Raw genomic sequence first — 13,328 nt, forward strand, 5'->3', positions numbered from 1 at the left:
TAAGTGAGTAGAGAAGGAATAATTTTAGCGGCAGGTTTGTCCTCGAGAACTAAGACATTTAAAATGCTTTTACCCTTAAACGGTAAGAGTGTTATTGAAAACACCATAGATAATATGCTTGAGTTTTCGCAAAGGGTAATAGTTGTAGGAGGTTATAAGATAGAACTTTTACAGCCTATTATTCAAAAATACAGAAATGTAGAGCTTATATTTAATGAAAATTATCAGGAAGGAATGTTTAGCTCTGTTAAGTGCGGAATTAAAGCTGTGAGAGAAGATGAATTTTTCTTTACTCCGGGGGATTATCCTCTTATTTCTAAGGATGTGTATTCAAAAATTCTAAGTAAAACTGGTGATATAATAATCCCTACATATAAGGGGAGAAAGGGGCATCCAATACTCATAAAGAGTAAGTTTATAAAGGAAATACTTCAAGAAGGTAAATATGAAACTTTAAGAGATTTCATAAATATCCAAAATCCAAGTTTTATAGAGGTTAATCATAAAGAAATACTTATGGACATAGATACTATAGAAGATTATAAGAAAGCTTTGAAAAATTTAGGGGAAGATTAAGGGGGTGCAGTTTTATATGAAATGCATCAGTGAATCCATAAAAAGATTTGATACAGAAGACAAGATTTCTGGTAAGGCTAAATATATAGGGGATTATAAATTCCATAATATGCTTTATGCGAAAACATTAAGATCTACCGAACCAAGAGCTAAAATAAAAAGCATAAAGTATCCAGAATTTCCTGAAGGGTATTATGTAGTAGATAAAAATGATGTTCCTGGAGAAAATGGAGTGAAAATTATAACCTATGAAGAACCTTTTTTTGCAAAGGATATTGTAAATTATGTAGGGGAGCCTATTTCATTAATAGTAGGACCGGATAAAAGTATAATTTCAGATATAATTTCAAATACAAAGGTAAACTATGAAGCCCTAGACCCTATTTTAACATTAGAAGAATCCTTAGAATGTAAAAAGGAATCAATGTATAAAGATAATAATTGCTTTGTAGAATTTGAGTATTCAAAAGGAAATTTAGGAAAAGTGAAGAAAAATGCAAGCTATGTTATAGAAGGGGAATATGAAACAGGATATCAAGAGCAACTTTACTTAGAACCACAAGGAGTAATAGGTACTTATAAGGATGGAAAAGTTACTGTGTATGGTTCTATTCAGTGTCCATATTATGTTAAAAATGCCTTAATAGATGCTTTGAAATTACCAGAAGATAAGGTTCAAATTGTGCAAGCCACAACAGGGGGAGCTTTTGGGGGAAAAGAAGATTATCCTTCATTAATAGGAGGTCATGTAGCTTTTGCAGCATTAAAAACTAAGAAACCAGTACAACTTATATTTGATAGAAATGAAGACTTAGAATGTACTCCTAAGAGACACCCAAGTAAGATTAAAATTAAAAGCTATCTAGATCAAAATTACATGATAATTGGTAGAGAGGCAGATATAAGTTTAGACGGCGGAGCTTATGAAGGACTTTCAAGTGTAGTACTTCAAAGAACTATGTTTGCTGTAATTGGAGTCTATAATGTAGAAAATGTAAATATTAAAGGAAGAGTTATGGCCACAAATACTGTGGTTACAGGAGCTTTTAGAGGATTTGGAGCACCACAGGCTTTCTTTGCAGAGGAAATGCATATGGAACATATTGCAAAGAAATTAGGTATTGATTCATTAGAATTTAAACTAAAAAACATGGTAAAACAAGGTGATAAATCTTCAACAGGAGGAGTATTTAGAGATAAAATAAGAATGCCTGAAATGGTTGAAAGAGCTATACAGATGTCAGGATATAAAGATAAAAAACAAGTATTTAAAAATAATAAGAAAGATGGAAAACTTAATGGAATTGGAATATCACTATTTTTCCACGGTGGAGGCTTTACTGGCAGTGGAGAAAGAGATCATATAAAGGCTAAAGTTAAACTTGTAAGATACCCTGATAATAAAGTAGAAATACTAATAGCTAATGTAGAAATGGGTCAGGGGACTCAAACAGCACTGCGAAAGATAGTTGCTCATACTTTAAATGTACCAGTAAACACTATAATTTATGAAAACCCTGATACAGATAGAGTTCCTGATTCAGGACCTACAGTTGCATCTCGCACTACAGTTGTAGTTGGAAAACTTTTAGAAGAAGCAGCTTCAAAACTTAAAGCAAGGTGGAACGAAGAAGGGCAAATAGAAACGGAAGCAAATTACAAATTTCCAGAGATTTATTCTTGGGATGGAGATAATTTCATAGGTGATGCATATAACTCATATTCTTGGGGAGTAAATGTGGTGGAAGTAGAGGTTGATTCACTAACTTATTTACCAGATATAAAAGGAGTATGGTCAGTATTTGATATAGGTTGTGCTATAGATGACAGAATAGTCAGAGGACAAATTGAAGGTGGAATGCTTCAGGGGTTAGGCTATGGCGGCATAGAAGTTATGGAAATCAGGAATGGACGCATAATGCAGAAGACCAGCAGTGACTATACAATTCCAACTATTAAAGATGCTCCTAAAATTGAAAATGAACTTATATGTGAGCCTTACTTTAATGGCCCATTTGGAGCAAAGGGGCTTGGAGAGTTAACACTTATAGGTGCAGCACCAGCTTATGCACTAGCTATTCAAGATGCAATAGATAAAAATATTTATAAAATTCCAGTGAGACCTGAACATTTAATGGGGGTGATGGAAAATGAGCAAAATTAGCTTTGTTTTAAACTTTGAAAAGGTAGAAATAGATACAAATCCCCTAAGAAGGCTGTTAGATGTACTAAGAGAAGATTTTAATTTAACAGGGCATAAGGAAGGTTGTGGCGAAGGAGAATGTGGAGCTTGCTCAATTATCATTGATGGAAGACTTATAAATTCATGTTTAATGCCCATTGGAAGGATAGAGGGCAAGGAAGTTTTAACCATTGAAGGTATTCAAAGCACAAATAAATACGAAGTTCTAAAGGAAGCATTTGAAGAAGCAGGAGCAGTACAATGTGGCTTTTGTACTCCTAGTATGATAATGGCCACAGAAGTACTATTAAGAAATAATTCAAAACCTACAATAGATGAAATAAAGGAAGGGCTTTCAGGGAATCTATGTAGATGTACAGGGTATAACATGATAATAGAAGCGGTACAAATGGCAGCAAAAAGAGGTGACGGACTATGGTAGAAATATATAAACCTAAAACATTAAAAGAAGCTCTTCAAATATTGAATAAAGAGCAAGTAGTAATATTTGCTGGTGGAACAGATCTTATGGTTAAAAGAAAACAATGGTCAGGAATGACACCTAAATTTCAAAAAGCAATAGTATTTATAGCAGATATTCATGAGCTTAAGAAAATAGAAAGAAGTGAAGATAAGCTTACAATAGGAAGTGCTGTAACCTATACTGAACTTATTGAAAGTACAGTTATTCCTGAATATATGAGAAGTATATTTAGTGGGGTGGCATCACCTGCAATAAGAAATATGGGAACTATAGGTGGAAATATAGGAAATTCATCGCCAGTAGGAGATACACTTCCTTTACTATATGCCTTAGAAGCAAAATTAAATTTACAAGCGGAAACTTCAAAAAGACAAATAGATATAAAAGATTTTATATTAGGACCAGGAGTAAATGATTTAAAGGAAGAAGAATTAATAACTTCTATAGAGATACCTTTGAAGGATTTTAGCGTTAAAGATTATCATAAAGTAGGAACTCGTAAATCAACAGCGCTTGCAAAGCTATCATTCCTTGGTATAGCTGAAATTAAGGACAATAAAATTCATGATATAAGAATTTCATTTGGAGCAGTAGCTCCAACAATAGTGAAATCTAAAGAAATAGAAAATAGAGTTGTTGCACAATCATTAAATGGTGAAGAGATAGATAGAAATGAATTAATAAAACTATATGACAAACTTATAAGACCAATTGACGACCAAAGATCTACTAAAGATTATAGAAAAGCTGTTTGTTTAAATTTACTTAATAGTTTTCTAGATAAAATAATAAAATAAGGTTTAAGGTCATTATGATAATTCTAACTAAAATAGAATTATCAATGTGATAAGCAATTTCTCTTTCATACTAATTTTTTTAAGGTTATAATCTTCAATTTTAGTTATCAATTTGGTAAGTATTATCATATTGATAACTATTTCTTATGATTTTTCTGTGTATAAAACTATTATGCCATTATAAAGTAAAGAATAAAGCACTATAAAGCTTTTAAAAGATTATATTTTGATAGAATTACACAAAAATTTTTGCTTTATTGTTAAAGCTAATAATGTAACAAATTATTGGCATGGTTAATGCTTCTAAATAAATTATGATATCAGATACTAGAGATTAAAGTAGGTAACTTATCACTAATAGCTTGTTACTAAAAAGGGGGAAGGTAATATGGATATAAAATATAAAAGTAATGGCAAATGTCGAAGTGGAAATTTTAAAAGGACTTTGGTAAGAGACTTTGAAATGGATGAAATAAAAAAGGTGAATAAATTTCACGAAAGCTTTGAAGTTTATAATAAAACTCCACTAGCAAGACTTGATAATTTAGCTAAAAACTTAGGAGTGAAAAACATATTTGTAAAGGATGAGTCCTATAGATTTGGATTAAATGCATTTAAAGTACTAGGAGGTTCCTATGCTATAGGAAAGCTTCTTGCAAAAAAACTTGGTGTAGATATTTCAGATGTAAGCTTTGAATATCTAAGAAGTGAGGAAGTTAAAAATAAGATAGGACAAATTACCTTAACTACTGCAACAGATGGAAATCATGGAAGAGGAGTTGCTTGGGCAGCACAGCAGCTGGGACAAAAAGCTGTTGTTTATATGCCAAAGGGATCATCACTCACCAGATTAAATAATATAAAGGCGACTGGAGCAGAGGCTTATATAACTGATTTAAATTATGATGATGCAGTGAGACTTTCACTTGAAAATGCTAAAAAATACGGATGGGAAATAGTTCAAGATACTGCTTGGGAAGGATATGAAGAAATTCCACTTTGGATTATGCAAGGTTATGCAACTATGATGGTAGAAGCAGTAGAGCAATTAAAAGAAGCAGGAACTCAAAAGCCAACCCATGTATTTATACAGGCAGGGGTTGGTGCACTTGCCGGAGCAGTTCAGGGGTTTTTAACTGCATATTATGGTGAGGATAGGCCAATAACTGCAATAGTCGAGCCCAATTTAGCAGATTGTATATATAGGTCAGCTGTAAATGGAAAAATGACTAATGTTACAGGAGATATGCCTACTATAATGGCGGGACTTGCTTGTGGAGAGCCAAATCCAATTGGATGGAATATACTTGATGCATATACTGATATGTTTGTATCCTGTGAAGATTATGTGGCAGCAGAGGGGATGAGAGTTCTTGGTAATCCATTAAGAGATGATAGAAAAGTAATATCTGGAGAGTCTGGAGCAGCACCTGCAGGATTTATGTATTGCATACTTAAAGATGAGAAATATAAGGAAATAAGAGAAGCCCTTAGTATAGATGAAAACTCCTCAATACTTGTAATAAGTACGGAAGGAGATACAGACCCAGATAATTATAGAAAAATAGTATGGGATGGAGCCTATCCTTATCCTGAAGAATAAGGTGATTTTATGAAACTATTAATAAAAAATGGCACTATAGTAACTGCTAGTGACATATATAAAGGTGATATATATTCTGAGAATGGAATCATTAAAGAGATAGGAACCAATATCGAATACACAGCAGATGAAATTATTGATGCGGAGGGTAAGTATGTAGTTCCAGGTGGTGTAGATGTTCATACTCACTTAAATCTAGATGTAGGATTTGCAAGGGCAAATGATGACTTTTATACAGGTACGGTTGCCGCAGCCTGTGGAGGAACGACTTCAATTGTAGACCACATGGGCTTTGGTCCAAAGTGGTGCAACTTAAAGCATCAAGTGAGTGTATATCATGAGTATGCAGATAAGAATGCAGTAATTGACTATAGCTTTCATGGAGTTATTCAACACGTGGATGAAGGTATATTACAAGAAATGAAGACTATAGTTGAAGAAGAAGGAATACCAAGCTTTAAAATTTACATGACATATGATTATAGAGTAAACGATGTAGAAGCCTTTAAGGTATTAGAAACGCTTAAAGGGCTAGGAGGGATAACTACTGTTCATCCTGAAAATCATGAAATAGTAAATTATTTTAGGGAAAAGTTCGTAAAGGAAGGAAAGGTAGCCCCTATTTACCATGCACTAAGCAGACCTGAAAGGTGTGAATCTGAGGCAATAAATAGAATGATAGATTTAGCTTATATGGCAGGTGATGCTCCACTTTATATAGTCCACTTAACTAATAAAGATGGGTTAAAGCATATAAAAAGGGCACAAAGGAGAGGACAAAAGGTATTTGCAGAAACTTGTATACAGTATCTTTTGTTAGATATAGATAGGTATAATGAGCCAAATAATGAAGGACTTAAATATATAATGAGTCCTCCTCTTAGAGATAAGAAAAATCAAGGGGCATTATGGCAGGGGATAAGAGAGGGTAATATACAGGTAGTAGCTACAGATCATTGCCCATTTAGTTTTAATAAAGATAAGCAAATGGGAAGGAACGATTTCACAAAATGCCCTAATGGAGCGCCAGGAATTGAAGAAAGAATTCCACTTATGTTTTCGGAGGGAGTTGTGAAGGGGAGAATAAGCATAAATAAATTTGTGGAAGTATGCTCAACAAATCCTGCAAAGATATTTGGGCTTTATCCTAAAAAGGGAACTATACAAGTTGGATCAGATGCTGACATAGTAATTATAGATCCTGATAAGGAAGTGAAGTTAAGTAAAGATATGTTGCATGAAAATGTGGATTATACTGCTTATGAAGGATTTAAGCTTAAAGGATATCCTATATATACAATAGCCAGAGGAGAAATAGTAGTAAAAGATAATAAGTTTGTAGGCAAAAAGGGGTATGGAAATTTTATGAAAAGAGTAAAAAATTATTACTAGGGAAACACCTCAAAGAATTGAGATGTAATGATTTACAACAAAATTATAAATTTTTATAAATCATGTAAAAACATTAGGGGGTATGGAATATGTCAAAGGATTATAAAGCAGAGGAGATATTAAAGCTTTCTGAGGAATACAAGCAAGATATGAGCAAATTTTTAAGAGATATGATTTCAATTCCAAGTGAAAGTACACAGGAAAGAGAAGTAGTTTTACGTATTAAAGAGGAAATGGAAAAGGTAGGCTTTGATAAAGTAGAAATAGATCCTATGGGAAATGTACTTGGCTATATTGGACATGGAAAGCACATAATAGCTATGGATGCACATATAGACACAGTGGGAATTGGTGATCCAAATCTTTGGCACTATAATCCATATGAAGGATATGAAGATGAAGAGATTATAGTTGGTAGAGGTGCAACAGATCAAGAAGGCGGTATGGCTTCGATGGTTTATGCAGGCAAGATAATAAAGGATTTAGGACTCGAAGATGATTATACATTAATTGTTACAGGTACAGTTCAAGAAGAAGACTGTGATGGATTATGCTGGCAGTATATTATAAATGAAGATAACATAAGACCTGAGTTTGTAGTATCAACTGAGCCAACCTCATGCAACATATATAGAGGACAAAGGGGAAGAATGGAAATCAAGGTTACAACTAAGGGGATAAGCTGTCATGGCTCGGCACCAGAAAGAGGAGACAACGCTATATTTAAAATGGCTCCAATACTTATTGAACTAAGAGCTTTAGCAGAAAACTTACATTATGATGAGTTCTTAGGAAAAGGATCGCTTACAGTATCAGAAGTATTTTTCTCATCACCATCTAGATGTGCTGTAGCAGATGGATGTACAGTTTCAATAGATAGAAGATTAACAGATGGGGAAACCTGGCAAGGTGCTTTAGAAGAAATAAGGAACCTTCCAGCAGTGAAGGCAGCTAAGGCCGAAGTTTCAATGTATGATTATGCCAGAGCTTCTTATACAGGACTTGTATATCCAACAGAGTGCTATTTCCCAACTTGGGTATTACCAGAAGAGCACCCAGTATGTGAAACACTAGTGGAAGGATATAAAAAGTTATTTAGATCTGAACCATTAGTAGATAAATGGACATTTTCAACTAATGGAGTATCTATTATGGGGAGATATGGAATACCATGCATAGGATTTGGTCCAGGACATGAAGATCAAGCTCATGCACCAAATGAGAAGAATTGGAAGAGTGAACTTGTAAAATGTGCAGCTATGTATGCAATAATTCCGATATTATATGTTAAAGAGCATGCAAGTAAATAAGAGGGGGATATAAAAATGCAAACAGTATTTAGGGGAAGACACTTTATAACATTACAGGATTACACAAATGAAGAAATAGAAACAATGCTAGATGTATCCTATGATTTAAAGAGAAAATTTGCAATGGGAATAGATACTCCATATTTACCACATAAGACAATGTTTTTAATGTTCTTTGAACAATCTACAAGAACAAGAAATTCTATGGAAGCGGGAATAGCTCAACTTGGAGGACATGCAAATTACTTAGATACAAGTACAATGCAAGTATCCCATGGAGAAAGTGCAAAGGATACAGCAGTAATACTTTCAAGATTTGGTCATGGAATAGCTTGTAGAAACTGTTTCTGGGAAGAAGGAAATAAATATATAACTGAAATGGCAAAGCACTCATCAGTTCCAATATTCAATTTGCAATGTGATTTATATCATCCAATGCAGGCATTAGCAGACCTTATGACCATGGAGGAGAAGTTTAAAAATACTAAAAAACTAAAGGTATCAATAATTTGGGCATATGCAACAACACACAAGAAACCAATATCTGTGCCATTAAGTCAAGTGTTGCTTTTCCCAAGGTTTGGAATGGACGTAACTCTTGCATATCCAAAGGGATATGAATTACCAGATTGGGTAATAGAAAAGGCAAAAGTTTATGCAGCACAATATGGTGGCAGCGTAACACTTACTAATAACATGGAAGAAGCATATAAGGATGCAGATGTAGTAATACCAAAGAATTGGGGGAACTGGGTAACAAATCAAAGTAAAGATGTTATAGATGACCTGCTTGAAGCAAACAAGGCATGGAAATGTACAGAGGAAATGATGGCACTTACAAAACCAAATAGCATATATATGCACGCATTACCAGCAGATAGAAAAAATGAAGTTGTGGATTCAGTAATAGATGGACCACACTCTGTAATATATGATGAGGCAGAAAATAGAATTCATACAGCCAAGGCAGTTATGACTTTACTTATGGGCGGAAAGTAAAGTAGTAATTAGGGTGTAGGTTTAGAGATTAGTTGATTATAACAGGCGGTGATTTTCAATGAAGAAGTTATTAAAAGGCTTGAGTAAAGTTGTAACTTTTGATGATAAGGATAGTATTTTTGATGGCTATGACATTTTGATTAATGATAGGGTAATTGAGAAGATAGATAAAGATATTAAGCCGGAGATGGACATGGAGGTTATAGATTGTAGAGGACTTCTAGCTATGCCTGGTTTTGTAAATACCCATCATCATTTATACCAAACTTTATTTAGGGGTATAGATGAAGTTCAAGAAAAGCCCCTTTTCCCATGGCTTGTTGGGCTTTATGAATTTTGGAAGCATATAGGTCCAGAGGCTGTATATTATGGAGGAATGGTTGGATTTAGTGAACTTTTGAGAACGGGTTGTACAACAACGATGGATCATCATTATGTATTTCCAGAAAATAAACCATCTACCTTAATAGATGAACAGATAAGAGCAGCTAAGGAAATAGGGATAAGATTTCATGCCACAAGAGGTTCGATGTCGCTTGGGAAAAGTAATGGAGGACTACCACCAGATAGCGTAGTTCAAAGTGGAGATAGGATACTTGAGGACAGTGAAAGACTTATAAATAAATACCATGATAAAGAAGATTTAGCTATGACAAGGATAGCACTAGCACCATGCTCACCATTTTCTGTAACTGAAGATTTAATGATTAAATCTCAAGAACTTGCAAGAAAAAATGGGGTTATGCTTCATACTCATTTAGCAGAAACAAAGGATGAAGAAAGATTTTGCTTAGAAATGTACGGAAGAAAGCCAGTGGAGCTTATGGAAAGTGTAGGATGGCTTGGTGAAGACGTATGGTTTGCTCATGTAATTCATGTAAATGAAGAGGAAATGAAAAAGCTTAAGGGATCAGGGGTAGCTCATTGTCCATCTTCAAATATGAAATTAAATAGTGGTATATGTCCTACTACAGATCTACTAAAGGCAGGAGTGAAGGTTAGCATAGCAGTGGATGGAAGTGCTTCAAATGATGGGTCAAATATGTGGGAAGAAGTTAGACGTGCTTATCTTTTAAATCACTTAAAATATGGTACTGAGGGGCTAGATGCTTATAATATACTAAGACTTGCAACTAGGGGAGGGGCAGAGGTGCTGGGAAGATATGATATTGGTATACTTGAAGGTGGAAAGGCTGCAGATATAGTACTTTATGATTTAGACGACGTAGCTTATGCAGGATGCCATAATCCGTTAGTAGGATTAGTTACCTGTGGAAACACAAGTTTGGTTAAGATGACCATGGTAAATGGAAGGATAGTTGTAAAAGACGGCGAATTATTAACTGTGAATACAAAAAGTGTAAGAAAAGAAGCACATAAAATTGCAGAAGATATAGTTAAAATTGAGAGAAATAAAAGGTAAAAAGACGGGGGGATGCTCTATGGCTAAAGTTATTTCAATTAATATTAGTGAAAAAAAAGGAGTTATAAAAAATCCTATAGAAAAGGGATTTTTTAAAAAGGATTTTGGGCTAGAAGGTGACGCTCATGGAGGGAATTGGCACAGACAGGTAAGTCTTTTAGCTGAAGAAAGTATAGATAAAATGAAAGAACTAGGGCTAAGTGAGCTGACCCCTGGGGTATTTGCAGAAAACATAACTACCAAAGGAATAATTCTTTATACATTACCTATAGGCACAAAACTCAAAATAGGTGAAGTAGTTATGGAAGTCACTCAAATAGGAAAAGAGTGTCATAGTGGATGCCAAATAAGTAAGATTACAGGAAAGTGCATAATGCCAAGAGAAGGTATATTTGCACGGATATTAGAACAAGGCTACATACAAGCCGGGGATGAAGTTAAGATAGTTTAAGTAAAAGATTGGGGGATATAAAAATGCAAACAGTATTTAGGGGAAGACACTTTATAACATTACAGGATTACACAAATGAAGAAATAGAAACAATGCTAGATGTATCCTATGATTTAAAGAGAAAATTTGCAATGGGAATAGATACTCCATATTTACCACATAAGACAATGTTTTTAATGTTCTTTGAACAATCTACAAGAACAAGAAATTCTATGGAAGCGGGAATAGCTCAACTTGGAGGACATGCAAATTACTTAGATACAAGTACAATGCAGGTATCCCATGGAGAAAGTGCAAAGGATACAGCAGTAATACTTTCAAGATTTGGTCATGGAATAGCTTGTAGAAACTGTTTCTGGGAAGAAGGAAATAAATATATAACTGAAATGGCAAAGCACTCATCAGTTCCAATATTCAATTTGCAATGTGATTTATATCATCCAATGCAGGCATTAGCAGACCTTATGACCATGGAGGAGAAGTTTAAAAATACTAAAAAACTAAAGGTATCAATAATTTGGGCATATGCAACAACACACAAGAAACCAATATCTGTGCCATTAAGTCAAGTGTTGCTTTTCCCAAGGTTTGGAATGGACGTAACTCTTGCATATCCAAAGGGATATGAATTACCAGATTGGGTAATAGAAAAGGCAAAAGTTTATGCAGCACAATATGGTGGCAGCATAACACTTACTAATAACATGGAAGAAGCATATAAGGATGCAGATGTAGTAATACCAAAGAATTGGGGGAACTGGGTAACAAATCAAAGTAAAGATGTTATAGATGACCTGCTTGAAGCAAACAAGGCATGGAAATGTACAGAGGAAATGATGGCACTTACAAAACCAAATAGCATATATATGCACGCATTACCAGCAGATAGAAAAAATGAAGTTGTAGATTCAGTAATAGATGGACCGCACTCTGTAATATATGATGAGGCAGAAAATAGAATTCATACAGCTAAAGCTGTAATGACACTTTTGATGGGTGGAAAATAGAATCTTGATTTTTAGTAGTAATTTTCTTTGTAAAGTCATAAATAAAATGAAAATTACTACTAAAACTTTCTTTGAATTGTATAGTTAAAATAAAGGGGGATCTTTATGAAAATTGTTATAGCACTTGGTGGAAATGCACTTCAGGCAAACCCAAAGGATTTAACATCAGAGGCACAGCTTTTTACAAGTAGAGAAACAGCTAAATCATTGGTTGATTTAATTGAAGAAGGGCATACTGTAGCAATTGTACATGGCAATGGACCACAAGTTGGACAAATAATAAATACTCTAGAAACTGCAAACAAAGCATCAGGGTCACAAATTCCTGTTATGCCTTTTGATGTTTGTGGAGCCTTTTCCCAAGGATATATTGGATATCACTTGCAAAAGAGTATAGAAGAAGAATTGAAAAGAAGAGGAATAAAAAAGCCTGTAGGAACGGTTATAACCCAGATGCTAGTAGATAAAGAGGATTCTGGTTTTAAAAATCCAACCAAACCTATAGGTTCTTTTTATAGTAAAGAGGAAGCAGAAAAACTTATTAAAGAAAAAGGATATGTGATGAAAGATGATGCAGGTAGAGGATGGAGAAGGGTTGTTGCATCCCCAAAGCCAATTGATATAGTTGAAAAAGAAATTATTCATACTATGATAAGTTCAGGTATGATTACAATATCCTGCGGGGGTGGCGGAATACCTGTAATATATGAAGAAGACAGGATAGAAGGAATTGCTGCTGTAATAGATAAGGATTTTGCAGCAGAAAAGTTGGCTGAAGTAATAGATGCAGATATACTTTTAATATTAACTGCAGTAGATAAGATTTGTGTAAATTATAATAAATTTAATCAAAAGGAAATTTCAAATATAAATATAGATAAATTAAATGAATATATAGAAGAAGGCCAATTTGCACCAGGAAGTATGCTACCTAAAGTAGAGGCAGCTAAAAAATTTGTGCAATTTGATAAGAATAAAATAGCTATAATAGCATCATTAAGTAAAGCAATGGAAGCATTGAATGAAACAAGTGGCACAAGAATAGTCAGATAATTCAGTTGAGAAATTTCTTTATAAAGGATATAATACTATTAAGTAACAAAT

At 34.0% G+C, this 13,328-nt stretch carries 12 protein-coding genes; all 12 read left to right on the forward strand.

The window, feature by feature from the left end; genetic code table 11:
• Positions 1–3 precede the first annotated feature (3 nt).
• The 12 genes from BSD9I1_RS03395 (at position 4) to arcC (ending at position 13,277) form a co-directional block, all read left to right on the forward strand.
• A complete protein-coding gene (locus BSD9I1_RS03395) occupies positions 4–576 on the forward strand; it encodes an NTP transferase domain-containing protein (protein ID WP_186429142.1) in 573 nt (190 codons plus the stop codon).
• Positions 577–592: 16 nt separating this feature from the next.
• The gene (locus BSD9I1_RS03400; RefSeq protein ID WP_186429143.1) at positions 593–2,740 is read left to right on the forward strand and encodes a xanthine dehydrogenase family protein molybdopterin-binding subunit; all 2,148 of its coding nucleotides are present in this window, start codon (positions 593–595) and stop codon (positions 2,738–2,740) included.
• On the forward strand, positions 2,727–3,200 hold the full coding sequence (locus BSD9I1_RS03405) for a (2Fe-2S)-binding protein (protein ID WP_035311417.1): 474 nt from the start codon (positions 2,727–2,729) through the stop codon (positions 3,198–3,200). Before BSD9I1_RS03400 ends, BSD9I1_RS03405 begins: the two co-directional genes overlap by 14 nt.
• Entirely contained in the window at positions 3,194–4,039 is an 846-nt protein-coding gene (locus BSD9I1_RS03410; protein WP_186429144.1) for a xanthine dehydrogenase family protein subunit M, read from the forward strand. Before BSD9I1_RS03405 ends, BSD9I1_RS03410 begins: the two co-directional genes overlap by 7 nt.
• Before the next feature lie 388 nt (positions 4,040–4,427).
• A complete protein-coding gene (dpaL, locus tag BSD9I1_RS03415) occupies positions 4,428–5,642 on the forward strand; it encodes a diaminopropionate ammonia-lyase (RefSeq protein ID WP_186429145.1) in 1,215 nt (404 codons plus the stop codon).
• A 9-nt stretch (positions 5,643–5,651) separates the two neighbouring features.
• A complete protein-coding gene (gene hydA / locus BSD9I1_RS03420; RefSeq protein WP_186429146.1) occupies positions 5,652–7,034 on the forward strand; it encodes a dihydropyrimidinase in 1,383 nt (460 codons plus the stop codon).
• An 89-nt stretch (positions 7,035–7,123) separates the two neighbouring features.
• Positions 7,124–8,344: a YgeY family selenium metabolism-linked hydrolase gene (locus tag BSD9I1_RS03425; RefSeq protein WP_186429147.1), complete on the forward strand. Its 1,221-nt coding sequence runs from the start codon at positions 7,124–7,126 to the stop codon at positions 8,342–8,344.
• Between the two features lie 15 nt (positions 8,345–8,359).
• On the forward strand, positions 8,360–9,343 hold the full coding sequence (locus BSD9I1_RS03430; protein WP_186429148.1) for an ornithine carbamoyltransferase: 984 nt from the start codon (positions 8,360–8,362) through the stop codon (positions 9,341–9,343).
• Between the two features lie 58 nt (positions 9,344–9,401).
• Complete coding sequence (locus BSD9I1_RS03435; RefSeq protein ID WP_186429149.1) at positions 9,402–10,766, forward strand: 8-oxoguanine deaminase; 1,365 nt, start codon at positions 9,402–9,404, stop codon at positions 10,764–10,766.
• 19 nt (positions 10,767–10,785) lie between these two features.
• Positions 10,786–11,217, forward strand: a complete 432-nt coding sequence (locus BSD9I1_RS03440; protein ID WP_035312040.1) for an MOSC domain-containing protein — start codon at positions 10,786–10,788, stop codon at positions 11,215–11,217.
• A gap of 23 nt (positions 11,218–11,240) precedes the next feature.
• Entirely contained in the window at positions 11,241–12,224 is a 984-nt protein-coding gene (locus tag BSD9I1_RS03445; protein WP_186429150.1) for an ornithine carbamoyltransferase, read from the forward strand.
• Between the two features lie 105 nt (positions 12,225–12,329).
• Positions 12,330–13,277, forward strand: a complete 948-nt coding sequence (gene arcC / locus BSD9I1_RS03450) for a carbamate kinase (RefSeq protein WP_186429151.1) — start codon at positions 12,330–12,332, stop codon at positions 13,275–13,277.
• Positions 13,278–13,328 lie beyond the last annotated feature (51 nt).

The organism is Clostridium sp. BSD9I1, assembly GCF_900185645.1.
Taxonomy (GTDB): domain Bacteria; phylum Bacillota; class Clostridia; order Clostridiales; family Clostridiaceae; genus Clostridium_AK.